This window comes from Gemmatirosa kalamazoonensis, assembly GCF_000522985.1.
Lineage (GTDB): Bacteria > Gemmatimonadota > Gemmatimonadetes > Gemmatimonadales > Gemmatimonadaceae > Gemmatirosa > Gemmatirosa kalamazoonensis.
On sequence record NZ_CP007128.1, the window covers coordinates 3,047,510 to 3,071,825 of the forward strand.

19 protein-coding genes and 6 tRNA genes are annotated in these 24,316 nt (G+C 69.3%); 14 read left to right on the forward strand and 11 right to left on the reverse strand.

All coding sequences use genetic code 11. The features are described from left to right. Positions 1-7: 7 nt before the first annotated feature. From mltG to J421_RS13125, 10 genes are all read right to left on the reverse strand, one after another. Positions 8-1,051, reverse strand: a complete 1,044-nt coding sequence (gene mltG / locus J421_RS13080; protein ID WP_025411627.1) for an endolytic transglycosylase MltG — start codon at positions 1,049-1,051, stop codon at positions 8-10. Continuing rightward, entirely contained in the window at positions 1,041-1,478 is a 438-nt protein-coding gene (gene ruvX, locus J421_RS13085) for a Holliday junction resolvase RuvX (protein WP_104022591.1), read from the reverse strand. The genes mltG and ruvX overlap by 11 nt, the downstream gene beginning before the upstream one ends. A gap of 7 nt (positions 1,479-1,485) precedes the next feature. Next, entirely contained in the window at positions 1,486-2,778 is a 1,293-nt protein-coding gene (rho, locus tag J421_RS13090) for a transcription termination factor Rho (RefSeq protein WP_343123340.1), read from the reverse strand. 117 nt (positions 2,779-2,895) lie between these two features. Further along, positions 2,896-3,855, reverse strand: coding sequence for an MlaD family protein (locus tag J421_RS13095; protein WP_025411630.1), 960 nt, complete (start codon positions 3,853-3,855; stop codon positions 2,896-2,898). A gap of 116 nt (positions 3,856-3,971) precedes the next feature. Next, positions 3,972-4,045, reverse strand: a tRNA-Arg gene (locus J421_RS13100). 60 nt (positions 4,046-4,105) lie between these two features. After that, positions 4,106-4,179, reverse strand: a tRNA-Pro gene (locus J421_RS13105). Positions 4,180-4,216: 37 nt separating this feature from the next. Then, positions 4,217-4,290 (reverse strand) — tRNA-Arg (locus J421_RS13110). Between the two features lie 42 nt (positions 4,291-4,332). Further along, positions 4,333-4,406, reverse strand: a tRNA-Val gene (locus J421_RS13115). 39 nt (positions 4,407-4,445) lie between these two features. After that, positions 4,446-4,518 (reverse strand) — tRNA-Gly (locus tag J421_RS13120). Between the two features lie 72 nt (positions 4,519-4,590). Next, positions 4,591-4,663 (reverse strand) — tRNA-Ala (locus J421_RS13125). A gap of 422 nt (positions 4,664-5,085) precedes the next feature. Between J421_RS13125 and J421_RS13130 the strand changes: the two genes are divergently transcribed. The 13 genes from J421_RS13130 to J421_RS13190 all read left to right on the forward strand — a co-directional run bounded on the left by J421_RS13130 (position 5,086) and on the right by J421_RS13190 (position 23,087). After that, the gene (locus tag J421_RS13130; RefSeq protein ID WP_025411631.1) at positions 5,086-5,973 is read left to right on the forward strand and encodes a sigma-70 family RNA polymerase sigma factor; all 888 of its coding nucleotides are present in this window, start codon (positions 5,086-5,088) and stop codon (positions 5,971-5,973) included. A 132-nt stretch (positions 5,974-6,105) separates the two neighbouring features. Beyond that, positions 6,106-6,897 carry an ABC transporter ATP-binding protein gene (locus J421_RS13135; protein WP_025411632.1) on the forward strand — a complete coding sequence of 264 codons (792 nt, stop codon included), beginning with the start codon at positions 6,106-6,108 and terminating at the stop codon, positions 6,895-6,897. Positions 6,898-6,920: 23 nt separating this feature from the next. Beyond that, positions 6,921-7,403, forward strand: a complete 483-nt coding sequence (locus tag J421_RS13140; RefSeq protein WP_025411633.1) for an NUDIX hydrolase — start codon at positions 6,921-6,923, stop codon at positions 7,401-7,403. Positions 7,404-7,521: 118 nt separating this feature from the next. Continuing rightward, positions 7,522-9,102 (forward strand): F0F1 ATP synthase subunit alpha, encoded by a 1,581-nt coding sequence (gene atpA / locus J421_RS13145; protein WP_025411634.1) that lies wholly within the window; start codon positions 7,522-7,524, stop codon positions 9,100-9,102. Between the two features lie 12 nt (positions 9,103-9,114). Beyond that, complete coding sequence (gene atpG, locus J421_RS13150; protein WP_025411635.1) at positions 9,115-9,978, forward strand: ATP synthase F1 subunit gamma; 864 nt, start codon at positions 9,115-9,117, stop codon at positions 9,976-9,978. Positions 9,979-10,014: 36 nt separating this feature from the next. After that, positions 10,015-11,448 (forward strand): F0F1 ATP synthase subunit beta, encoded by a 1,434-nt coding sequence (atpD, locus tag J421_RS13155; protein ID WP_025411636.1) that lies wholly within the window; start codon positions 10,015-10,017, stop codon positions 11,446-11,448. A 10-nt stretch (positions 11,449-11,458) separates the two neighbouring features. Continuing rightward, entirely contained in the window at positions 11,459-11,716 is a 258-nt protein-coding gene (locus tag J421_RS13160; RefSeq protein WP_025411637.1) for a F0F1 ATP synthase subunit delta/epsilon, read from the forward strand. A gap of 347 nt (positions 11,717-12,063) precedes the next feature. After that, positions 12,064-15,153 (forward strand): SusC/RagA family TonB-linked outer membrane protein, encoded by a 3,090-nt coding sequence (locus J421_RS13165; RefSeq protein ID WP_025411638.1) that lies wholly within the window; start codon positions 12,064-12,066, stop codon positions 15,151-15,153. 23 nt (positions 15,154-15,176) lie between these two features. Further along, positions 15,177-16,598, forward strand: a complete 1,422-nt coding sequence (locus J421_RS13170; protein WP_025411639.1) for a RagB/SusD family nutrient uptake outer membrane protein — start codon at positions 15,177-15,179, stop codon at positions 16,596-16,598. Positions 16,599-16,876: 278 nt separating this feature from the next. Beyond that, positions 16,877-19,978, forward strand: coding sequence for a SusC/RagA family TonB-linked outer membrane protein (locus tag J421_RS13175; RefSeq protein ID WP_158508786.1), 3,102 nt, complete (start codon positions 16,877-16,879; stop codon positions 19,976-19,978). A 25-nt stretch (positions 19,979-20,003) separates the two neighbouring features. After that, entirely contained in the window at positions 20,004-21,440 is a 1,437-nt protein-coding gene (locus J421_RS13180; protein ID WP_025411641.1) for a RagB/SusD family nutrient uptake outer membrane protein, read from the forward strand. Between the two features lie 206 nt (positions 21,441-21,646). Further along, positions 21,647-22,300: a hypothetical protein gene (locus J421_RS13185; RefSeq protein ID WP_148306299.1), complete on the forward strand. Its 654-nt coding sequence runs from the start codon at positions 21,647-21,649 to the stop codon at positions 22,298-22,300. Between the two features lie 139 nt (positions 22,301-22,439). Continuing rightward, the gene (locus J421_RS13190; RefSeq protein ID WP_025411643.1) at positions 22,440-23,087 is read left to right on the forward strand and encodes a hypothetical protein; all 648 of its coding nucleotides are present in this window, start codon (positions 22,440-22,442) and stop codon (positions 23,085-23,087) included. 26 nt (positions 23,088-23,113) lie between these two features. Here J421_RS13190 and J421_RS13195 read toward each other — a convergent pair whose 3' ends face one another. Then, complete coding sequence (locus J421_RS13195) at positions 23,114-23,698, reverse strand: hypothetical protein (RefSeq protein ID WP_025411644.1); 585 nt, start codon at positions 23,696-23,698, stop codon at positions 23,114-23,116. Positions 23,699-23,920: 222 nt separating this feature from the next. Here J421_RS13195 and J421_RS13200 point away from each other — a divergent pair, with 222 nt between their 5' ends. Continuing rightward, the gene (locus J421_RS13200) at positions 23,921-24,313 is read left to right on the forward strand and encodes a response regulator transcription factor (protein ID WP_201773014.1); all 393 of its coding nucleotides are present in this window, start codon (positions 23,921-23,923) and stop codon (positions 24,311-24,313) included. The last annotated feature ends 3 nt before the right edge of the window (positions 24,314-24,316 follow it).

The window sequence follows — 24,316 nt, forward strand, 5'->3', positions numbered from 1 at the left end:
CCACCCGTCAGCGCGGCGTCGTCGCGCTCGACGCTCGCGTCACCGAGTCGCGCAGGCGCCGCGCGCGCTGCACCGCGGTCTCGTGCTCCGCGAAGGTCGTGCGGAACTCGTGATGGCCATCGGGCTCGGCGACGAAGTACAGGAACGGCACCTTCGCCGGCGCTACCGCCGCCGCGAGGCTCGGCGCACCCGGCGAGCCGATCGGCCCGGGGGGCAGCCCCGCCACCTTGTACGTGTTGTACGGCGAGTCGATCTCGAGATCCTTGTAGAGCACGCGTCCGACATGGTGGCCGAGTGCGTACTGCACCGTCGGATCGGCCTGCAGCCGCATGCCCTTCCTCAGCCGGTTGTAGTACACCGCCGCGATCACCGGGCGCTCCTCGGGACGACGCGCCTCGCGCTCGACGATCGAGGCGAGCGTCACCGCCTGATGACGCGAGAGCGCGAGCGTCTGCAGCTGCGCGTCCCACTCGGGATGCCACGCCGCCTCGAAGCGCTCCACCATCTGCGACACGGCCTGCCGCGCCGTGGTGCCGTCGGGGAACGTGTACGTGGCGGGAAACAGGTACCCCTCGAGCGTGGGGGTGGGGATATCGAGGCGGCGCAGCAGCGACGTGTCGCGCACCGCGACTTCCGCGGAGTCGGGCGGCACGCCTAACGATCGGGCGAGCTGGGGCACAATCTGTCGCAGCTCCCATCCCTCCACGACCGTGATGACGTGCACGATGCCGCGCCCCGACACGAGCGCGCTCACGAGGTCGTGGTAGGAATCGCCGCGCCGGAGCTGGTAGGTGCCGGGCTTGATGGAGCGATCGCGCTCCGTCGCCTTGGCGTAGAGTCGGAACAGCAGCGCCGAGCGCACCACGCGCTTCGCGGCGAGCGACTCCGCGGCGACGCGGAACGACGCGCCGCGCGGGATGACGACGCGCGCGGCGCCGGATCCCGGCGCGCGGGTGAGGAACACGAGCGCGGCGACGACGAGCGCGACAACGCCGACGGCGATCAGCAGGACACGCCGTGGGGGTCGCCCCTTGCGGCGCTTACTCCCCATCGGGAAGCGCGAGCGCGTGCTGCAGCAGCACGGCGGCCGCCATCGCGTCGACGTCGCCCTTGCGATCGCGCGTGGAGCCGCCGAGCGTGCGGATCGTTCGGAGCGCGGCAGCCGTCGTGAACCGCTCGTCGACGAGCCGTGCGGGGAGGCCGGTACGCCGCTCGAGCTCCGCCGCGATGTGGCGCGCCTCCTCGGCGCGGGGCGTGTCGTTGCCGTCACCATCGAGCGGCAGGCCGACCACGAAGCCGCACACCTCGAGCGCCTCGGCCCGCCTAACGAGCTCCGCGATCGGCAGCCGCTTGCCGGCACGCCGCGCGACGAAGCCGGCCGGCGAGGCGATCATGCCTAACGGGTCGCTCACCGCCAGCCCGATGCGCCGCTCGCCGTGATCGATGGCGAGCAGGCGCCCCTTCGGCAGCCGGGACACGGCCGCGTCACCCCTCCGCCATCGACGCGAAGAACTCCTTGTTGTTCTTCGTGCGCGACATGCGCGTGAGCAGGAACGTGATGGCGTCCTCGGAGTTCATGCCGCCGAGGAAGTTCCGCAGCAGGAAGATGCGGTTCGTCTCGTCCTTGTCGAACAGCAGCTCCTCGCGGCGCGTCCCGGACTTGTGCACGTCGATTGCCGGGAAGATGCGGCGCTCGGCGATCTTGCGATCGAGCACGAGCTCCATGTTGCCGGTGCCCTTGAACTCCTCGAAGATCACCTCGTCGGCGCGCGAGCCCGTCTCGATGAGCGCCGTGGCGACGATGGTGAGCGATCCGCCGCCGTCGATGTTGCGTGCGGAGCCGAAGAAGCGCTTCGGCTTCTCGAGCGCCTTCGCGTCGACGCCGCCGGAGAGGATCTTCCCGGAGTGCGGCACGATGGTGTTGTGCGCGCGCGCGAGCCGCGTGATGGAGTCGAGGAGGATGACGACATGCTTGCCCGACTCGACGAGCCGCTTCGCCTTCTCCAGCACCATGTCCGCGACCTGCACGTGGCGGTCGGCGGGCTCGTCGAACGTGGAGCTGATGACCTCCGCGCCCGGTACGTTCGTCTGCATGTCGGTGACCTCCTCCGGGCGCTCGTCGATCAGGAGGATGATCAGCGACACTTCGGGGTGGTTCTCGACGATCGCGTTCGCGAGCTTCTGCAGCAGGATCGTCTTGCCCGCGCGCGGCGGCGCGACGATGAGCCCACGCTGTCCCTTGCCGAGCGGTGCGATGATGTCGCACAGCCGCATGCTGAGATCCCCGTCCTTCGGCTCCAGGTGGATCCGCTCGTCGGGGTAGCGCGGCTTGAGGTTGTCGAACGCGATGCGCTGCTTCGCCTTCTCCGGCTCGTCGCCGTTCACGCGCTCGACCTTGAGCAGCGCGAGATACTTCTCCCACTCCTTCGGCGGGCGCACCTGGCCGACCACCGAATCGCCGGTGCGCAGGTCGAAGCGCTTGATCTGCGACGGCGAGACGTAGATGTCGTCCGGCCCGTACAGGTAGTTCCAGTCCTGGCTGCGGAGGAAGCCGTAGCCTTCGGGAAGGACCTCGAGCACGCCGTCGCCGCGCAGCAGCACGTCCGCGTCGAGGAGACTCTGCTCGATGCGGAAGATCAGCTCCTGCTTCCGAAGCCCGGAGTGGTTGGAGACGTTGAGCTCGTCTGCCAGCGCGTGGAGCTCGGGCAGCGACTTGCGCTTCAGCTCGACGATATCGACGAGGGGGGATTCGGCCCCCGGAATCACGTCACCGGGCACGGGAGGAAAGGAGGGAGGGGAAGTGCGGCCCGGGAGGGGGGTCGCGAAAGTAAGCCGGCGAGAAACAGAGGGTCAAGAATCGCGTGCTGCCGAGCGACGACCGAGCGGCGAGCGCGATCAGAAGGCGAGATACCGGAGTGGATGACGCTTGAGATCCGCGATGAGCGCGGCGAGCTCCGCGCGAGTCTGCGTCACGGATTGCGTGAGTGCCTGGTCATGTTGCAAACGGCCGGCCGTTCCCTCCGACCGGGCGAGCACAGTCGCGACGGTGTCGAGCTCCGCCCGGACTGCGGCGACGGCACCCAGCAGCGTGGAATCGCGCCGGAAGCGCCCGAGCGACTGCTGCGAGGGCGGCGCGGCGATGAGCTGGCGGACGCTGTCCGCGCGGGCGAGCGCCTCCCGGGCGTAGTGTGACGCGCCGTCGCGGGCCATGAGCCGTCCGACGGGCCCGCGCGACGATCGGACGCGCGTCATGAAGCCGCTGGCCGTGCCCATCGCGCGGGTCATCGTCGAGGCGCCGTCGATGCCGAACGCACCCAGCGTTCCGCGCGTGGCGCGCAGCTGGGCGTCGAGCAGCTTCACGTTCGTCAGGATGAGCGGCAGCTCGCCGGTCGCGTCCTGGAAGTCGCTGCGTGCGCGATCCATGTCGGTCTCGGGCGGGGACCGCAGCGTGTCGTCGGGGCTGACGGGCGGCTGTCGCGCGTCGCCGAGCGCGATGGTGACCACCGGCGCGCCGATGAGGTTTCCTCCAGGGTGGACCCCGACGTCCGCGCCGCGACGGATGACCGACCGCACGTTCTCGAGCACGTGCAGCGTGAGCAAGAGTCGCTGGGCGGTGTCGGAGGAGGGCGGGAGATAGTCGATCGCGTCGACGACGCCGACGCGTTTCCCGGCGACCCAGACCTCGCTGCCGGAGCTCAGGCCGCGCGCCTCCTGCACGGTGGCGAACAGCCGGAACTTCGCGCCGTGGACGGTGCCGACGCGCGCGAACAGGAGGACGGCCGCGACGCCTCCGGCGAGCAGCGCGATGGCGAGGAGGCCGGGGAGGAGGTCGGACCACCGACGCGGCCGCGGCATGTCCGGGCGGAGGGCAAGTGGTGGACCACGCCGAGCGCGACCGAAACGCCGGCGGGGGCCTCGCTCGATGAGCGAGGCCCCCGCGGAGGTGGCGCTCGATGAATCAGATGGACCGACGCGCGTGATAGGATTCGAACCTATGACCTTCGGCTCCGGAGGCCGACGCTCTATCCAACTGAGCTACACGCGCAGAAATCGAAAACCCCTGCGACCTGAGGTGGCGACCTCAACCCGCAGGGGTCTCCGCCAGTCGGGGCGACTGGATTTGAACCAGCGACCTCCTGCTCCCGAAGCAGGCGCTCTACCGGGCTAAGCTACGCCCCGATCTAACACACATCGTCACCAACACCGTCACACACAACGCGCCCAGAAGGACTCGAACCTCCAACCTTCTGATCCGTAGTCAGATGCTCTATCCAATTGAGCTATGGGCGCTTGTCCCGCTGTCGAACACATCCAAAAAATATCGACTGCGGATGGGCGGTACAAGACTCGAACTTGTGACCTCCACGATGTCAACGTGGCGCTCTAACCAACTGAGCTAACCGCCCGCACGTCGGGTACAAGCTAACGGCGACGTGGTCCTGCAGAGCGGGAAACGGGACTCGAACCCGCGACCCCAACCTTGGCAAGGTTGTGCTCTACCAACTGAGCTATTCCCGCGTTCCCAACGTTTCCCGATCGCGCTCGCCGAGTGGACGTGCACCTTCCGACGAAGCCACGATGAGCCGGGCATGGAGGCGAGGGGAATCGAACCCCTGACCTCTTGAATGCCATTCAAGCGCTCTCCCAACTGAGCTACGCCCCCGGCTCGCGAGGGCCGCGCACGCATTCGACTGCGTCGACACGCGTCCCTCAGGAACCACGAAGTCTACCCGGGGGTACTTTCGAAGTCAAGCTGAAGGGGTGGCGGCTGAACGCGGGGCCAGTATCTTGCAGCGCTCATTCGGGGTCGCCCGTAGACTTCCGAACGAGTATCACGCCTCCCACTCACATCGTGCTCTGCTGTCGGTGTGACGTCATCGCGTGGCAAACAATTCGTGGCACCGCGCGCGTGACGTCGAAGCTCGCTGGACCGGTGATGCGTAGGACCATCTCCCGTCTCACCGCCGCTCGCGCACCGTAGCGGCGTCGCAGGTCGCCGGATCGCAGGACGCGATTGGCGCGCGGGGCGCCAGCCGCCGCAGCACTCACATACATCATACGCGAAAGCGTCTAAGGATACCCTCGATGACCGAAGTCAAGCGCAAGCGCCGCCGCGCCGCGCCCGCCGGTATCGCGCCGAGCGAGCCGGAGCGCGACATCCTGGACCAGTACCTCTACGAGGTCAGCACCTATCCCCTGCTGAAGGGCGACGAGGAGCTGGAGCTCGCCCGTAAGATCCGGGCGGGTGACCAGGATTCGCTGCAGGAGCTGGTCAAGCGCAATCTCCGCTTCGTCATCTCGGTCGCGAAGAAGTATCAGAACCGTGGTCTGCCGCTCATCGACCTCATCGGCGAGGGGAACGTCGGCCTGCTCACCGCGGCCCGGAAGTTCGATCCCGATCAGGGCGTGAAGTTCATCTCGTACGCGGTGTGGTGGATCCGTCAGGCGATCCTCAGCTCGCTCGCGCGCCAGGGACGCACGGTGCGCGTGCCGCTGAACCGCACGGCCGATCTGTCGCGCATCATCAAGGCGAGCGAGATCCTGCGGCAGAAGCTCCGCCGTGAGCCGAGCCCCGAGGAGCTCGCGCAGCTCACCGGGCTGTCGGTCGACGTCGTGCAGTCGCTCGCCGCGCTGAACACCGGCGACGTGCGGCTCGACGCGCCGATGGACCCGGAGGGCGATCGCTCGCTCATCGAGCGGTTCGTCGCCGACGAGATGCCGGACACGGAAGAGGAGGCGATGAATCGCTTCCTCACCGACGAGATCGAGGCCGCGCTCAACACGCTGCCGCCGCGCGACGCGAAGGTCCTCCGCCTGTACTTCGGGCTCGAGGGCGGCCGCGAGCACACGCTCGAGGAGATCGGCTCGATGCTCGGCGTCACGCGCGAGCGCGTCCGTCAACTCCGCGACCGCGCGCTGAAGCGGCTGCGCGAGGGCGACGTCGGCCGAGCGCTGGGCAGCTTCGCGGCCTGAGCGCGGGGCGAAGGGACTCTACGTGGAAGCGACAGCGAGGGGGAGCCGGCGGCGTGCCGGCTCCCCCTCGTGTCGTTCGTGCATGCCCCGCGCGTCCTGTCCGCCGCTGGGGACGAGCGGTATCTTGCGATCGTGATCCAGCTCAAGAACGTCTACAAGGCTTTCGGGCCGAAGAAGGTGCTGCAGGGGTTCACGCTCGACGTTCCGGAGGAAGAGACGATGGTCATCATCGGCTACTCCGGCACCGGCAAGAGCGTCGCGATCAAGCACATCGTCGGGCTCCTCGATCCGGACGCCGGCGAGGTGTGGGTCGACGGGCAGCGCGTCGACACGCTGCCGCGCCGCGAGCTGTACAAGCTGCGGTCGAAGATCGGATACGTGTTCCAGTTCGCCGCGCTGTTCGACTCGCTGACGATCGGCGAGAACGTGGCGATGGGGCTCCGCAAGCAGGGCGAGCTCTCCGAGAAGGAGATCGGGTTCCGCGTGGCGGAGGCACTCTCGCTCGTCGATCTACCGGCGGTCGAGCAGCGCTTCCCGGCGGAGCTCTCGGGCGGCATGCGCAAGCGGGTCGGGATCGCGCGCGCGATCGCGCTGCGCCCGAAGTACATCCTCTACGACGAGCCGACGACGGGGCTCGACCCGGTGACGAGCGCGGTCATCGACCAGCTCATGGTGCGCATGCGCGAGAAGCTCGGCGTGACGGGGATCGTCATCACGCACGACATGCGCAGCGCCTACACCGTCGGCACGCGCATCGCGATGCTGTACCAGGGGCGGGTACGCTGGGAGGGGACCGTGGCGGAGATCCACGAGACCGAGGACCCGATCGTGCGGCAGTTCATCGAGGGGCGCGCCACGATCAACGAGGCGGGCGACACCGGAGAGTTCGCGGCCGCGGTCGAGAGCTCGGCCGACGAGGACTGACGATGGAAGGCGGAGCCGCGCCGATGCCCGAGAGCGAGTCCGTGCCGCGTCAGCGCGCTCGCGAGGAGGTGTCGGCGGGCGGCGTGGTGTTCCGCGTGGTGGGGGCGCACGACGGCGCAGGGGTCCCGCACTACCTGCTGATCCGCGACAGCTACCGGAACTGGGGCTTTCCGAAGGGGCACCTGGAGCCGGGGGAGGGCCCGGAGCGGGCGGCGGTGCGCGAGGTCTCCGAGGAGACCGGGCTCGACGCGCTCGTCGTGGAGGGGGCGATCGACACGATCGACTGGTACTTCCGCTTCCGCGGGCGGCTGATCCACAAGGTCTGCCACTTCTTCCTGATGCGGAGCGACAAGGCGACGACCTGTCCGCAGCGCGCCGAGGGGATCACGGCGTGCCGGTGGGCGCCGTTCGAGGAGGCGGTGACCCTGGTGTCGTACGCGAACGCGCGGACGGTGCTGGAGCGCGCGAACGCCATGGTGCAGGGGCTCCCGACCGGCCTGACCTGAGCGCGTGACGAGCGTGGGGGTGCGGTTGTCTTGCGCCCCGACTTGTGATTATTTTCACAAGCTTTGCTGTTTCGGCTCCCCGTGAGCCCTCCGCTCCGCGCTCTTTTCCTCTCCTGATATGGCTTCCGACACGATCCTCCGTCCCGGCGAGATCAAGGACATTCTCCTCCGCGAGATCGAAGCGGCCGACCTGCACGAGCTGAACGTGGAGGAAGTCGGCACGGTGCTCGAGGTGAGGGACGGTATCGCGCGCATCTACGGTCTCGAGAAGGCGATGGCGGGCGAGATGCTCGAGTTCACGTCGTCGGAGACCGGGGACAGCGTCACCGGCGTCGCGCTGAACCTCGAGGAGGACAACATCGGCGCCGTCATCCTCGGCGACTACCTCAAGCTGAAGGAGGGCGACGAGGTGCGCCGCACGTCGCGCGTGCTCGAGGTGCCGGTGGGTCCGGCGCTCATCGGCCGCGTCGTCGATCCGTTAGGCCGCCCGGTGGACGGCCTCGGCGAGATCCGCGCGACCACCACGCGCAAGGTCGAGAGCCCGGCGCCGGGCATCATCGTCAGGCAGCCGGTGAAGGAGCCGCTGCAGACGGGCATCAAGGCGATCGACTCGATGATCCCGATCGGCCGCGGGCAGCGCGAGCTGATCATCGGCGACCGCGGCACCGGCAAGACGGCGATCGCGATCGACACGATCATCAACCAGAAGGGCACGGGCGTCATCTGCGTGTACGTCGCCATCGGCCAGAAGGCGTCCACGGTGGCGTCCGTCGTCGAGCGGCTGAAGAACGCCGGTGCGATGGAGTACACGATCGTCGTCGTCGCGGCAGCGAGCGACCCGGCACCGATGCAGTACATCGCCCCCTACTCGGGCGCGGCGATGGCCGAGTACTTCATGTACCACGAGGGGAAGGCGACGCTGTGCGTGTACGACGACCTGACGAAGCAGGCCGCCGCGTACCGCCAGATCTCGCTCGTGCTGCGCCGTCCGCCGGGCCGCGAGGCGTTCCCGGGCGACGTGTTCTACCTGCACTCGCGCCTCCTCGAGCGCGCGGCGAAGATCTCCGAGGATCCGTCGGTGGTCGACGGCAAGACGATCTTCGCGCCGGGCGGCTCGCTCACCGCGCTGCCGCTCATCGAGACGCAGGCCGGAGACGTGTCGGCGTACATCCCGACGAACGTCATCTCGATCACCGACGGGCAGATCTTCCTCGAGTCGGACCTGTTCTACTCGGGCGTGCGCCCCGCGGTGAACGTCGGCATCTCCGTGAGCCGCGTCGGCGGCTCGGCGCAGGTGAAGGCGATGCGCTCGGTGGCGGGCCGTCTGCGCCTCGACCTCGCGCAGTACCGTGAGCTGGAGGCGTTCGCCGCGTTCGCGTCGGACCTCGACCAGGCGACGCGCCGGCAGCTCGATCGCGGCGCGCGCACGGTGGAGATCCTGAAGCAGCCGCAGTACGCGCCGATGGCGGTCGAGGAGCAGGTGATGGTCATCTACGCGGTGACGAACGGCTTCCTCGACACGGTGCCGGTGAGCCGCATCCGCGAGTGGGAGCGCGGCTTCCTCGACTACGCGCGGACGCAGTACCCGCAGGTGGGCGACAACCTCCGCGCGCAGAAGGTGCTGAGCAAGGAGATCGAGGCCGATCTCAAGCGCGCGATCGAGGCGTTCAACGGCATCTTCGGCGCGGCGAAGAAGTAAGGGCGACGACACATGGCCAAGGGTCGGGAGCTCAAGGGTCGGATCAAGTCCGTCGAGAACACGCGCAAGATCACGCGCACGATGGAGATGGTCGCGACCTCGAAGATGAAGCGGTCGCAGGACCGCGTCGCTGGAGCGCGGCCGTACGCGGCGGCGCTCGGCGAAGTGATGTCGCAGCTCTACTCGCCGGACCTCGCGGAGCGCTTCCCGCTGCTGCGCCAGCCGGCGCGGGTGCGGCGCGCCGCGGTGCTGCTCCTCACGGCGAACCGCGGGCTGGCCGGCGCGTTCAACGCGAACCTCATCAAGGAAGCGCGCACGACGATCGGCCGCCTCGAGCAGCAGGGGACGGAGGTGGAGCTGCACGTCGTGGGGCGCAAGGGAATCGGCTTCTTCCGCTACGTGGGGCGCAACGTCGCCACGCAGCGGACCGACATCTCCGATCGTCCGACGGCGGAGGATGCCGCGTCGCTCGTCGACGGGCTGATGGCGGAATTCGTGGCCGGCCGGCTCGACGCCGTGTACGTGATCTTCGCGAAGTTCAACTCCGCGCTGTCCACGCCGCCGACGACGACGCAGGTGCTCCCCGTGGAGCCGCCGCGCCGCGAGGCCGGCGCGATGCAGCGCGACTACATCCTCGCGCCGTCGCCGGAAGAGATCCTCACGGAGCTGCTGCCGAGCTATGTGCGCAACATGGTCTACCGCGCGCTGGCCGAGACGACGGCGGCGTTCTACGGCGCGCAGCGCACGGCGATGAAGAGCGCGACGGACAACGCGGGCGAGATGCTGAACGTGCTGAAGCGCACGTACAACCGCGCGCGCCAGGCGCAGATCACGCAGGAGATCGCCGAGATCGTCGGCGGCGCTGCGGCTCTCTAGGACTGACGTTAGGCAACACCAACACCGGAATCACACATGGCAACCGCGGTCGCCACGCACAACATCGGCAAAGTCACGCAGGTCATCGGCCCGGTGCTCGACGTCGAGTTCGAGGCCGAGCACCTGCCGGAGATCTACAACGCGCTGCGCATCGACGCGAAGGCGCCCGACGGCACGGACATTCACGTCGTGGCGGAGGTGCAGCAGCACATCGGCCGCAACACGGTGCGCGCGGTCGCGATGTCGACCACGGACGCCGTGGTGCGCGGCATGGACGTCATGGACACGGGCGCGGCGATCGCGGTCCCGGTCGGCGACGCGGCGTTAGGCCGCATCCTCAACGTGCTCGGCGAGCCGGTGGACAACGGCGCGCCGATCCCGGCGAGCGCCGAGCGGTGGCCGATCCACCGCGAGAGCCCGGAGTTCGTGGCGCTCGAGCCGAAGACCGAGGTGTTCGAGACGGGCATCAAGGTCATCGACCTCATCGCGCCGTTCGTGAAGGGCGGTAAGATCGGTCTCTTCGGCGGCGCCGGCGTCGGCAAGACCGTCGTCATCATGGAGCTGATCAACAACGTCGCGAAGGGACACGGCGGCAAGTCCGTGTTCTGCGGCGTGGGCGAGCGCACGCGCGAGGGGAACGACCTCTACCTCGAGATGAAGGAGTCGGGCGTCATCGACAAGGTGGCGCTGATCTACGGCCAGATGAACGAGCCGCCGGGCGCGCGTCTGCGCGTCGGCCTGTCCGGCCTCACGGTGGCCGAGTACTTCCGCGATCGCGAGAACGCGGACGTGCTGGTGTTCATCGACAACATCTTCCGCTTCACGCAGGCGGGCTCCGAGGTGTCGGCGCTGTTAGGCCGCATGCCGAGCGCGGTCGGCTACCAGCCGACGCTGGCCACGGAGATGGGCGAGCTGCAGGAGCGCATCACGTCGACGAAGGCCGGCTCGATCACGTCGGTGCAGGCGATCTACGTGCCCGCCGACGACATCACCGACCCGGCGCCCGCGACGGCGTTCGCGCACCTGGACGCGACGGTCGTGCTGTCGCGCGCGATCACGGAGCTCGGCATCTATCCCGCCGTGGACCCGCTCGCGTCGACGAGCCGCATCCTCGACGCGCAGTACCTCGGCGAGCGCCACTACCGCGTGGCGACCGAGGTGCAGCGCATCCTGCAGCGCTACAAGGAGCTGCAGGACATCATCGCGATCCTCGGCATGGACGAGCTGTCGGAGGACGACAAGAAGATCGTGGCGCGCGCGCGCCGCATCCAGCGCTTCATGTCGCAGCCGTTCCACGTCGCCGAGCAGTTCACGGGCATCCCGGGCAAGTACGTGAAGCTCGAGGAGTCGATCAGCTCGTTCGAGCGGCTGACGCAGGGTGAGTTCGACCACCTGCCGGAGCAGGCGTTCTTCATGGCGGGCGGCGTCGAGGACGTGATCGCGAACGCCGAGCGCCTGGCGAAGGGCTGAGGAGACCATCGTGCTGCGAGTCTCGATCATCTCGCCGGAGCGTGTGCTCTTCGAAGGGGAGACGGACACCGTCGTCGCACCGGCGTTCGACGGGGAGGTGGGCGTGCTCACGTCCCACGCGCCGATGATGACGCTGCTCGGCCGCGGCGAGCTGCGGCTCGGGGCCGCGGGCGGCCCCAACACCCGCCGGTTCACCGTGGAGGGCGGGTTCATGCAGGTGGTCGACAATCAGGTGCGGGTCGTCACGGAGCGGGCGGCGGAGGTCTGAGCGGCCCCGCGCGGGGGCACCCGCGCACCTGCGGAAATCACGTCTCAGCGACGGCGTCGGGCCAACGGTCCCGGCGCCGTCGCCGTTTGACACATACCGTCGGCGCCCCGTGTGAGTGTGTGACCGATCCCGGCGCGCGGTGGTCCCCACATGCACCGGCGCACGGCCGAGCGGTCACTCCCTCGGCGGGCGATGCCCAGCGCTGCAGGCCGCGTCCGTGGAGACGCATGCCGAACCCAAGATCGGAGGCCATCGCTCCCGCGCCGCCTGGTGCCGGAGCGCTCCTCGTGCGGCGGGCAGGAACCGCCGCGAGTCACGAAAGCCCCAGGTGAACGGAGGATCAGGAGATGACGCGTTGGTCCAAATGGCTGTTCCTGCTGACCATGGCGGCGCCGCCGAGCGTCGCGCTGGCGCAGCAAGGAACCGGGGTAGTCACCGGCCGCGTGACCCAGTCGGGGTCCGGGCAGCCGATTCCCGCCGCACAGGTGCAGATCGTCGGCACGACGCTGGGCGGGCTGACGAACGACCAGGGCCGATTCACGATCCGTGCGGTCCCCGCGCGCGGCGTCACGGTGCGCGTGCTGCGCGTGGGCTACGGTGAGCAGAGCCGGGCGGTCACCGTGCCGGCGAACGGCACGGCGACAGTCGACTTCACGCTCAACGTCGTGTCGGTGACGCTGACGCCGGTCGTCGTGAGCACCGCCACGGGCGAGCAGCGCTCCGTGGAGATCGGCAACTCCGTGTCGCAGATCAACGCGGCGAAGGTCACCGAGACGGAGCCGATCCGCAGCGTCGAGGACCTGCTAAACGCGCACGCCGCGGGCGTCGTGGTGACGACCGGTACGCAGACCGGCACCGGGTCGCGCATCCGCATCCGCGGCCAGAGCTCGCTCAACCTGAGCAACGATCCGATCTACGTCATCGACGGGATCCGGATGACGAGCAACCTGGGGAGCAACGCGTTCGGCACCGGCGGGTCGAACGCCAGCCGCACGGGCGACATCAACCCCGACGAGATCGAGAGCATCGAGGTCGTGAAGGGGCCGTCGGCGGCGACGCTCTACGGCACCGACGCGGCGAACGGCGTCGTCGTCATCACGACGAAGAAAGGGCGGGCCGGTCCGGCGCGGTGGACGGTGTACGGCGAGAGCGGCCTGCTCACGGACCAGAACACCTACCCGTACAACTACACGATCGCGGGGCACACCGCGACATCGTCGGCGTACCGCGAGTGCACGCTGCCGCAGCTCTCGACGAAGGCGTGCATCATGGACAGCCTGCGCGTGTACGCGGCGGCGCACGACCCGGACGCGACGCCGATCGGCAACGGCGACCGCTACCAGACCGGCGCGCAGCTGAGCGGCGGCAACGAGGTGCTCCGCTACTTCCTCTCCGGCGAGCGCGAGGGGGAGACGGGCACGCTGACGCTCCCGACGTTCGAGCGTCAGCGCCTCGACTCGCTCGGCTTGGCGATCCCGGACTACACGAGCCGGCCGAACAACCTGGCGAAGAACACGTTCCGCATGAACCTCAACGCGACGGTCAACCCGAAGCTCGACCTGTCGCTGCAGTCCGGGTTCATCAACCTCGCCCAGCGCTACACGCTCGAGTCGAACGCGACGGCGGGCCTCGGCTCGCACCTGTTCGGCGGCCCGGGCTACGAGGGGAACTGCAACGTCGCGGTCACGCCGGCCACGCCGTGCCACGGCTACCGCGCGTGGACGCCGGCGTACACGTGGTCGGAGAAGGTCGGCCAGAAGGTCAACCGCTTCATCGCGAGCGCGGACGCGAACTGGCGCCCGTTCACGTGGAACCTGACGCACGTGACCGTCGGTAACGACCTCACGGACCGCGTCGACGACGACCTCCGCCTGCGCGGTCAGGGACCGCCGCTGAGCGCGACGTACCGCGACGGCTACAAGGGCGACGGCCGGGCAGACATCCGCAACACGACCGTCAACATCACGAGCTCGGCGACGTTCACGCCGAAGCCGTGGCTGAACACGCGCACGTCGATCGGCACGAACTACGTGAACTTCCAGCAGGACCAGAACATCGCCGAGGGGCAGAATCTGCCGCCGGGCGCGCAGACGGCGACGGCGGGCGCGAACCCGACGGTGACCGAGGCGACGACGCTGCAGAAGACGCTCGGCTTCTTCGTCGAGGAGGCCGTGGCGCTGAACGACCGGCTGTTCCTCACCGGCGCGCTGCGCTCCGACCAGAACAGCGCGTTCGGCACGAACTTCCAGCGCGTGATCTATCCGAAGGCGAGCGTGTCGTGGCTCGCGTCGCAGGAGGGCTTCTTCCCGAAGGCCGACTGGTTCAACTCCCTGCGACTGCGCTTCGCCTACGGCGCGTCGGGCGTGCAGCCGGGGCCTAACGACGCGCTGCGCACGTTCTCGGCGACGGCGGTTCGGTCGGGCGCGACGGACATCCCTGCAGTGACGAACAACCTGCTCGGCAACGCGGACCTGAAGCCGGAGCGGAGCGCGGAGTTCGAGGGCGGGTTCGAGGCGAAGTTCTTCAACAACCGCCTCGGCCTCGACTTCACGGCGTACCAGCGCAAGACGCGCGACGCGCTCATCGCGGCCATCGTGGCGCCGTCGGCCGGCACGGGCGCAACGACGGTCCGTCGGAACCTCGGTGCGATCCGCAACCAGGGCCTCGAGCTGCTCGCGAACGCGCAGCTCGTGGATCAGCGCGTGTTCGGCTGGGACGTCAGCGTGAACGCGTCGACGAACTCGAACAAGCTGCTCAGCCTCGGCGGCACGCCGCGCCAGATCCTCACCGAGCGGCAGGTGGTGGAGAACTACCCGCTGTACGGCTGGTGGGCGCGACCGATCACGAGCTACATCGACAAGAACGGCGATGGCATCCTGACGTACAACGCGGACCCGAACCTCAACGAGGTGTTCGTCGGGGACACGGCGGAGTTCCGCGGGTACACGCAGCCGCGCCACCTCGTCACGCTGACGAACGGCTTCGAGTTCCTGAACCGCCGCCTGCGCCTGCAGTCGCTGCTCGACTACCGCGGCGGCTACAAGGCGTACAACAACACGGAGCGCATCCGCTGCGTGAGCCGCAACAACTGCGCGGGCCTCATGAACCCGGGCTCGAGCCTGGAGGAGCAGGCGGCGGTCGTCGCGACGCGTGACCACCCGGCGAAGACGCTCGACGGCTTCTTCGAGGACGGCACGTTCCTCAAGCTTCGCGAGATGACGCTCTCGTACACGCTGCCGCAGGCGTTCGCGAGCCGGATCCGCAGCCGCAGCGCGGCGCTCGTGCTCACCGGCCGCAACCTGGCGACGTGGACGAAATACCGCGGTGTCGATCCGGAGAACGACTACACGGTGACCGGCGGCGGCGACGCCCCGTCCGACTTCCAGACGGTCGGTCCGGCGACGTACTGGATCGCGCGCATCTCCCTCGGCTTCTGACACTCACGATGGACTGCACCTTCATGACGAAGCGAATCCCGACCCGGCGCGGGTGGACGCTCGGCGGGTTGGGCGCCACGCTCGCGCTGGGCGCGATGCTGTCGGCGTGCAACAGCCCGACCGATACGCTGCTCCAGGCAACCGATCCCGACATCATCAACCCGGGCGACGTGCAGAACGCCGACGGCGCGCTGGCCTTGTACTACGGCGCGCTCAAGCGGCTCCAAGACGCGACGGCGGCCGGCGGCACGAACGGCAACGAGAGCACGTGGCTGTTCGGGGGCCTGCTCGCCGACGAGTGGTCGACCAGCTCCACCTTCGTGCAGAACGACGAGGGCGACGAGCGTTCGATCCAGCTCAACAACTCCACCGTCACGTTCGAGTTCCGAACGCTCTCGCGGCTCCGCACGTCGTCGAACCAGGCGATCGCCGCGATGAAGCAGTACCGCGCGAGCGAGAGCAGCCGCATCGCAGAGCTGTACATGACGCGCGGCTTCGCCGAGTTGCAGATGGCCTCGGACTTCTGCAACGGCATCCCGCTCAGCGAGGGGACGACAGAGACGATCACCTACGGCAAGCCGCTGACGAACGCCGAGGTGTTCACGGTCGCGGCGGCGTCGCTCGACTCGGCCATCGCGCTGGCGACGGCGACCGACGCGGCGACGGTGACCGTGCGCAACGCTGCGCGCGTGCTGAAGGCGCGCGCGCAGCTCGGCCTCGGGCAGATCGCCGAAGCCGGAGCGACGGTGAGCGCGGCGGCGATCCCGTCGACGTTCACGTACGACATCCAATTCTCGCTCACGACGCGCGACAACGGCCTGTGGTCGCAGGCGGCGAGCCAGTACCGCTACACGGTGGGCGACTCGCTCGAGGGCAACGCGCACAACCTGCTCGTGAAGAACGCGATCCCGTTCTTCTCGGCGAAGGACCCGCGCGTGCCGGCGAGCTACAAGGTCGCCGCGAACGGCAAGGACACGACGAAGGCGCAGGACGGTAAAACCTTCGTGCGCGTGACGACGCTGTGGAACCAGACGACGTCGGTCGCGCTCGCGAACTACCTCGACGCGCAGCTCATCCTCGCCGAGGCGCGCCTGAAGGCGGGCGATGCGGCGGGGATGCTGCAGATCCTGAACGCGCTCCGCGCGAACCCGCCGAAGATCGGCGAGGTGCAGCCGTCTGCGATGCCGGCGCTCACGGATCCCGGCACCGCGGACAAGCGGCTCGATCTGCTCTTCCGCGAGAAGGCGTTCTGGACGTTCAGCCGCGGCCAACGGCTCGGCGATCTGCGCCGGCTCGTGCGGCAGTACGGTCGTGCGCCGGAGAACACGTTCCCGGTGGGCGAGCACTACCGGGGCGGCAACTACGGCGCCGACGTGAACCTGCCGGTGCCGCAGGACGAGCAGAACAACCCGAACTTCACGCAGTGCCTCGACCGCAAGGCGTGACCCGCGGCGACGCACGGAGGTGAGAGTGGGCGGCCGGCTCGGTGAGCCGCCCGCCCACTCTTTTTTTTCGGTGCGCGGTACCTGTCGGGTGACGAGGCGCGTAGCTTCGTGCTGAGCCGCTCACCGGTGTGACGTAAGGTGTGACCGTCGCCGTCGACTTCGGGTCCACGGGATCGGTCGATGGTGTCACGTACCCGCACGCAGGACGATCGTCGGCCGTGCGTGCGGGCATTCCTGTTCGAACTCCTAACCAGTGACAGGGCATGGGGAGGACCGACATGCGGTACGCATCACGGGGGATGCTCGCGGGAGTGCTGATCGCTGCCAGCGCGGTCACGCTCGGAGCCCAGCAGCAGACGGGCATCGTGGCGGGCCGGGTCACCGAACGCGGGTCGAACGCGCCGCTCGTCGCCGCGCAGGTGATGATCGTGGGCACGACGCGCGGGACGGTGACGGGCGAGGACGGCCGGTATCGACTCACCGGCGTGCCCGCGGGGAGCGCGCAGCTGCGTGTGCTGCGCATCGGCTACCGCGCCGTGACGCAGCCGATCACCGTGACGGCGGGGCAGACGACGACGGCCGACGTGCAGCTCGACGCGTCCGCGGTGAGCCTCGACCAGATGGTCGTCTCGGCCACCGGCGCGACGGAGCGCAAGCGTGAGAACGGCAACGACGTCGGCGTCATCAAGCCGGGCGACAAGGTCAGCATCGCCGCGACGCCCACACTCTCGGCCGTGCTGACCGGCAAGACCGCCGGCCTCACGGTGACGCAGGGCGCCGGCTCGCCGGGCGCGAGCTCGCGCATCCGGATCCGCGGGTCGAACTCGGTGTCGCTGTCGAACGAGCCGCTGCTCATCATCGACGGCGTGCGCGTGAACAACGACGTCGCGGCGTCGTCGCTCGGCGTCGGCGGCCAGCAGACGAACCGGTTCGACGACATCAACCCCGAGGACATCGAGTCGATCGAGGTGCTCAAGGGGCCGGCCGCCTCGGCGCTGTACGGCACCGCGGCCGCGAACGGCGTGATCCAGATCGTGACGCGCAAGGGGCGCACGGGGAAGACGCAGTGGCGCGCGTACGGACAGTACGGAACGCTGCAGGATCCGACCGACTACCCGTCGAACTACTTCACGGCGGGCTTCAACGGGGCGAGCGGCTCGACGGCGTTCAACGGGAACTGCATCCTCGACCTGCAGACGCGCGGGCTGTGCCGCGCGGACCAGACGATGTCGTTCAACCCGCTCACGTTCTACAGCGTGCAGGGGACGGGGCATGCGCGCGACTTCGGCGCGAGCGCGTCGGGCGGCGGCGACGCGGCGCAGTACTTCGTGAGCTACGACGGCAACTTCACGCAGGGCACGTACGCACCGAGCAAGGTGCGCATGAACAGCGGGCGCGCGAACATCAACGCCCGGCTCCGCGGCAACCTCACCTCGCAGTTCACGACGAACTACGTGGACCGCCGCATCGGCCTGCCGTACAACGACAACAACATCTACGGCGTGGTGCCCAACGGCGTGCTCGGTAAGGCGGGGAACTGCGTCGCCGGGAACACCTCGCCGGCGTGCGTGGTGAGCGGAGTGCGCGACACGCTCGGCTCGGGCTTCTACTCGCGGTTGCCGAGCACGTTCTACTTCGTGTCGAACGAGCAGGCGGTACGGCGGTTCATCGCCGGCAACAACACGACGTGGCAGCCGTTCTCGTGGCTCACCGGCGTGGCGCAGCTCGGCATCGACGCGGACAACTCCGCGGACCTGTACCTGAATCCGGCGAACATCGTCACCGACATCAACCAGGGCCTGGCCGAGGGCGCGCGCACGCGCCGCGCGTACGGGAACTACAACTACAACGCGAACGGCAGCTTCACGGCGACGCGCAACCTCCTCACGTCGCTGCAGAGCCAGACGTCCGCGGGCGGGCAGTTCGTCGACGAGCGGCGCAACTGGACGCAGGGCACGGGGCGGCAGCTCGTTCCGGGCACCGGGTCGCTCGCCACGGTGGGCGCGGGGAAGGACGTGAACGAGCTGAATCAGGAGATCAAGACGGTCGGCGGCTATGTGCGCGAGCAGCTCGCGTGGCGCGACCGGCTGTTCGTGACCGGCGCGCTACGCGCCGACGAGAACAGCGCGTTCGGTAAGGACTTCAAGCTCGCGTACTATCCGGCGGCGAGCCTGTCGTGGGTGATCTCGGAGGAGCCGTTCTTCCAGAGCATTCCCGGGGTCGGGAGCTCGAGCGTGCTCGATCAGCTCCGGCTGCGCACGTCGTACGGCCGCTCCGGGCAGCGCCCCGGCTTCCGCCAGGCGGACACGTACCTCAGCGCCGTCTCGGTAGCGAACGTCGGCGGGCAGGAGCTCACCGCGGTGGTCATCGGCGGCACCGGCAACGCGGGGCTCAAGCCGGAGATCTCCGACGAACAGGAGATCGGGTTCGACGCCAGCTTCCTGAAGAACCGTCTCGGCATCACGTACACGTTCTTCAACAAGGTCACGCGCGACGCGCTGATCGCGCAGACGCTCGCGCCGTCGCTCGGTGTCAGCACCTCGCGCTTCGTCAACCTGGGCAAGGTCTCGAACAACGGCCACGAGCTGCAGGTCAACGCGACCGCGGTGGACCTGAAGAACGCGAAGTTCACGGTCGATCTCACGGGTTCGATCCTGCACAATGAGCTGAAGCAGCTCGGCGGCGTGCCGCCGATCTTCTTCAACGGCAGCCGCCAGCGTCACCAGGAAGGCTACCCGCTCGGCGCGTTCTTCCAGCGCAAGTACACGTTCCAGGACAAGAACGGCGACGGGATCATCAGCCGCGTGGGGTGCACCACCGCGGTCACTCAGACGGACCCGTCGTGCGAGCTCGTACTCGCCGATACGTCGACGGCGGCGCAGTTCATCGGCAGCGTGCTGCCGACGCGCGAGTTCTCCGTCACGCCGACGCTCACGCTGTTCCAGCATCTGCGCGTCGGCGCGCTGATCCAGCACCGCGGCGGCAACTACGCGTACAACGAGACCGAAGAGTTCCGCTGCACGGCGTCGTCGATCCGCAACTGCCGCGCGATCAACGACCGGACGGCGCCGCTCGAGGACCAGGCGGCCGCGATCGCGTACACGCTGGGCGGCACGAGCGCGGGCTACATCGAGAAGGCGGACTACACGAAGTTCCGGGAGCTGTCGATCGGCTACATCGTCCCGCGGAGCCTCCTGCGCTTCGGCGGCTTCGACGCCGCGACGGTCACGGTGGCCGGGCGCAATCTCGCGACGTGGACGAAGTACAAGGGCTTCGATCCGGAGGTCAACGCGGCGGCGGCGACCGGCTTCTCGCAGTTCGACTTCCTCACGCAGCCCCAGCTGCGCATGTGGACCCTGCGCGTGGACCTGACCTTCTGAGCCGCGACCGGAGACGACTTCAGTCATGACCTACACGCATGCCTTTCTGCGCCGCGGCGCGCTGCGCGGGGCCGTCCGCGGCGCCGCGGCCGGCTCGCTCGCCGTCGCGGCCAGCGCGCTTTCTGCCTGCGATCTGAACAAGACGCTGCACGTCACCGACGTCGATGTCGCGACGCCGGGCGCGGTGGCGAACAAGGCCGGCCTCCCCGTGGTGTACGCCGGCGGCCGCGCCGACTTCTCGGTCGCGTTCGGCGGAACAGACCACGCGGTGACGATGCCCGGGCTACTGACCGACGAGCTGCGCGACATCGACACGTTCCCGACGCGCATCGAGGTGGATCAGCGCAACATCACCACGGTCGCCGGCGGCCTGCAGACGACGAACGGCACCATCGGCACGTGGTATCGCAACATGCACCAGGCGCGCGCGTCGCTGGAGCGTGCGACGGCCGCGTTCGCGCAGTTCGACGCGTCGAACCCACAGCGCGCCGAGCTGCACGCGCTCGACGGCTTCGTCTACGTGATGTTCGCCGAGGACTTCTGCAACGGCATCGCCTTCTCGAAGCTCGACGAGACGGGCGCCACGACGTTCGGCGCGCCGCAGACGACGACGCAGGTGCTCGACCGCGCGATCGCGCAGTTCGACTCGGCGACCGCCGTCGCCAAGGCGGGGACGCCCGAGGCGTACCTGGCGCAGCTCGGAAAAGCGCGCGCGTTGCTCGACCAGAACAAGGTCGCCGAGGCCGCGGTCGCCGCGGCGAGCGTGCCGGTGACGTTCCAGTACCAGGTGGCCTACTCGGAGAACAGCAACCGCGAGAACAACGGGGTGCACGTGAACACCGGCCCCGTGTCCAAGCGGTTCGCGGTCGCCGACAAGGACGGCATCAACGGGCTCGCGTTCCGCACGCTCGGCTGGAACCAGGCGACGGGCACCGGCGACATCCGCGTCCGCTGGTACCAGTCGGGGATCGGGCAGGACGGCGCCTCCCCGGCGTACTACACGCTGAAGTACGCGAACCGTTCGGCGCCGATCACGCTCGCCGACGGCATCGAGGCGCAGCTCATCATCGCCGAGAATCAGCTGAAGAACAACGACGTCACCGGCTACCTGAAGACGCTGAACGATCTGCGCGCGAACACGACGCTCCTCGGCCGCGCGCCGATCACGCAGTCGGGGCAGACGGCGACGGCGCTGCCGGCGCTCACCGATCCGGGCACCGTGGCGGGGCGCGTCGATCAGCTGTTCGCCGAGCGCGCGTTCTGGCTCTACCTCACCGGCCATCGCCTCGGCGACATGCGCCGGCTGATCAAGTATTACGGTCGCAACGCGGAGTCGGTGTTCCCGACGGGCACGTACACCGGCGCCGCCGGCGGCACGTTCGGGAAGGACGTGAACTTCCCCGTGTACGTGGACGAGCAGAACAACACGGCAGCGCCGCAGTGCACGGATCGCAACCCGTGACGCGATAGCACGGGGCAGGGCGCACGACCCGGGACGACGAACGCGATGTTCGCCGCCCCGGGCCGCGTCCGGGGCCGCGTCCGGGGTCGCCGCACGACAGTTGCATCGGCGAGCGGGCGATGAACGCTCGCGAATCTCTATCGTGCGCGCGCCGCGGTCGGCGCGCCCTCACGGCACTGCTGCTCGGGGCCGCGCCGTGGCCGGCGATGGGTCAGCTGCCCGGCCTTCCCGTGTTCCAGGGCGCGTTTCCCGCGCCGGGGCTCGCGGTCGGCGCCGACGTCGGGCGGGACGCGGGCCGGACGATGCTCGCCGGCGCCGTGGGATACGGCCCGCGCTCGGGCCGCTTCGGGCTCGTGGCCGGCGCCGGCGTGTTCACCGCGTCGGCGCCCGGCTTCGGCGGCTCGCGCTTCGCGTACGGCGCGCGCTTCGCGCTCCGGGCCGTGCAGTTCGCGAACCAGCGGCTGGCGATCACTCCGTTCGCCGGCTTCGGGTCGACGCGCGCGCGGCTCACCAGCGGTACGGTGGCCGGGCTGCCGGCGACCCCGCCGGACATCGGAAAGGTGATGCAGATGGACCGCATCCCCCTCGGCATCGCGGCCGGGGGGCGCTTCCGGATCGGAGACGCGCGCGCGCTCGCGCTGTCGCTGGCGCCGGCCTACACGCTCGACCGACGCACGGGCGGCTCGCTCGACGCGACGAAGTGGAACCTCCGGGTCGCCGCCGTCGCCGACCTCGCGCTGACGTCGCGGCTGGGCGTGAGCCTGGCGAGCGAGTTCGGTCAGTCCACGAGCCTGCCGGAGCCCGGGCCGACCGGATCGCAGATCGGACTCGGCGTCTCGTTCGCGTTCGCGCGCCGCTGACCCCGCCGAGGCGTCGCGAGCCGAGCGCGGCGCACGTCACGCCGTGCGCTGCCGGCGGGGCCGCCATTGCTTCTAGATTGCGCGCGCCGGCGGGCGCGCCCGCCGATTCCGCCCATCCCGTCCCTTCGCGCACGCGCTCATGTCACGCTGTCGCACGCTCGCTGTCCTCGCCGCCCTCACGCTCGCGCCGCTCGGCGCGGCACGCGCGCAGGCGTGGTTCTATCCGTCGTTCCAGGTGCCGAGCACCACGGAGCGGGAGTACAACTTCGGCGCGGCGGCCGCGTCGGGCGCCGCGTTCGTGTTCCAGTGGCGCGAAGGGTTCGCGCCCGGCTCGCAGCTGTCGCTCGACGCGGGGCTCGCGGACCCGAGCGGACCGTCGAACACGCTGCTCGTCGTCGCCGGGAACTATGCGCGCGAGCTGTCGCGGGCCACGGCCACGCAGCCGCTCGATCTGCTGCTCACCGCGGGGCTCGGCCTCGCCGCGGGCGACGGCCCGGCGCTGGTGCGGATCCCGTTAGGCGTGTCGGTGGGGCACACCTTCCCGCTCGAGGGCGGGATGTCGATCACGCCGTACGTCCACCCGCGCGTGTCGCTCGACGTGTGGACGCGGGAGCGCGGCGGCGATCGCAGCTATCTGTCGCTCGACTTCGACGTGGGAGCGAACTTCGCGCTGACGCCGGAGACGTCGCTCCGCGGGAGCTTCATCTTCTCGGGGAACAGCGCGGCGTCCGGCAGCGGATTCGGGATCTCGCTGGCGATCACGCCCCCGGGGCTGCGGAAGCGGTAGCGGTCGGCGACGCCGGGCGGGCGACGTCAGGGCGTCGCCGTCTTCACGAGGATCGCGTTCGCGATGCGCCGCTCGAGCGAGCCGGTGGTCACGCAGCGCACGGGATCGCCGCTCGTCGCCATCGGGCGCGCGTTCGCGGTGACCATCGACGAGACGTTCGCCTGGCCGTTCGCGGCGGGAGAGACGACGGTCGAGACGTCGAGCGAGACCTCGTAGGTGTTCGCCTTGTCGTCGCCGGTGATGTCGGTGCCGCACGTGATGATCTGCGACAGCCGCAGCTTGCCGAGGCGCCCGCGCAGGCGCGTGCCCTTCGACATGATCTGCTTCGCCGGATCGACGTAGCCGGTGACCGGGATCTGCAGCTCGCCGTACACCGCGGGAAGCTTGCTCCACGCGACGTCGGGCGCGGCCTTGATCGTCTGCACGACCGAACGATCCTCGGCCATCGTGCGCGCCTCCATCGCACCGTCGGCCGTCTCGACGCGCGTGGTGGTCGGCGTGAGCGCGACCTGCTCGGGCGACGGGTTGCTCGCGGCGGGCGCGCAGGCGGCGAGGGCGAGCAGGGCGGCGCTCGAAGCGAGTCGGAAGGCAGCGGGAAGCGAGCGGTGCATCGGCGTCTCGGAGGCGGGAGCGGCAGGAGAAGCCCGCGCGGGGGCATCGCGGGGTACGTTGCAACGATGCTGGCCAGACGCTGGAAATGCCAGAGTGCGTCGTCGGCGTTGCTCCCAGCGCGCGCGGTCGCTAGCGTCCGGCGCGCAGCAGGAGACGTCCCTTTCGGGTTCACCGGGCGCGGGAATTGCCCGCCGTGTCCGGTACCCCTCCGATCGCCAAGCATGAGTGACGCACCGCTGCCGTCGGTCCTCGTGGTCGACGACAATCACGACAATACCGAGATCATCCAGCGCTATCTCGAGGCGCGCGGCTACCCTGTGTCGGTCGCGCACTCCGGCGACGAGGCGCTGGCGATGCTGGAGCAGGTGCGCCCTTCGCTCGTGCTCCTCGACGTGATGATGCCGGGGCGCGACGGCTGGGAGGTGTGCCGGCTGATGCGATCGCATCCCGTGCTCGGGCGGCGGCTGCGCATCATCATGGTGACGGCGCTCGACGAGTGGGACGATCGCCGTCAGGCACTACAGACGGGCGCGGACGACTACGTCGCCAAGCCGTTCGACCTCCCGAAGCTGGCGAGCACGGTCGAGCGGAACGCGGCGATGCTGGCGCGCTGAGCA

Bases quoted from the DNA above. Each gene is read 5' to 3' on its own strand.
- mltG (WP_025411627.1), bottom strand. From the start codon at position 1,051: ATGGGGAGTAAGCGCCGCAAGGGGCGACCCCCACGGCGTGTCCTGCTG.
- J421_RS13095 (WP_025411630.1), bottom strand. From the start codon at position 3,855: ATGCCGCGGCCGCGTCGGTGGTCCGACCTCCTCCCCGGCCTCCTCGCC.
- J421_RS13130 (WP_025411631.1), top strand. From the start codon at position 5,086: ATGACCGAAGTCAAGCGCAAGCGCCGCCGCGCCGCGCCCGCCGGTATC.
- J421_RS13140 (WP_025411633.1), top strand. From the start codon at position 6,921: ATGCCCGAGAGCGAGTCCGTGCCGCGTCAGCGCGCTCGCGAGGAGGTG.
- atpA (WP_025411634.1), top strand. From the start codon at position 7,522: ATGGCTTCCGACACGATCCTCCGTCCCGGCGAGATCAAGGACATTCTC.
- atpG (WP_025411635.1), top strand. From the start codon at position 9,115: ATGGCCAAGGGTCGGGAGCTCAAGGGTCGGATCAAGTCCGTCGAGAAC.
- atpD (WP_025411636.1), top strand. From the start codon at position 10,015: ATGGCAACCGCGGTCGCCACGCACAACATCGGCAAAGTCACGCAGGTC.
- J421_RS13165 (WP_025411638.1), top strand. From the start codon at position 12,064: ATGACGCGTTGGTCCAAATGGCTGTTCCTGCTGACCATGGCGGCGCCG.
- J421_RS13170 (WP_025411639.1), top strand. From the start codon at position 15,177: ATGACGAAGCGAATCCCGACCCGGCGCGGGTGGACGCTCGGCGGGTTG.
- J421_RS13175 (WP_158508786.1), top strand. From the start codon at position 16,877: ATGCGGTACGCATCACGGGGGATGCTCGCGGGAGTGCTGATCGCTGCC.
- J421_RS13180 (WP_025411641.1), top strand. From the start codon at position 20,004: ATGACCTACACGCATGCCTTTCTGCGCCGCGGCGCGCTGCGCGGGGCC.
- J421_RS13185 (WP_148306299.1), top strand. From the start codon at position 21,647: ATGGGTCAGCTGCCCGGCCTTCCCGTGTTCCAGGGCGCGTTTCCCGCG.
- J421_RS13190 (WP_025411643.1), top strand. From the start codon at position 22,440: ATGTCACGCTGTCGCACGCTCGCTGTCCTCGCCGCCCTCACGCTCGCG.
- J421_RS13195 (WP_025411644.1), bottom strand. From the start codon at position 23,698: ATGCACCGCTCGCTTCCCGCTGCCTTCCGACTCGCTTCGAGCGCCGCC.
- J421_RS13200 (WP_201773014.1), top strand. From the start codon at position 23,921: ATGAGTGACGCACCGCTGCCGTCGGTCCTCGTGGTCGACGACAATCAC.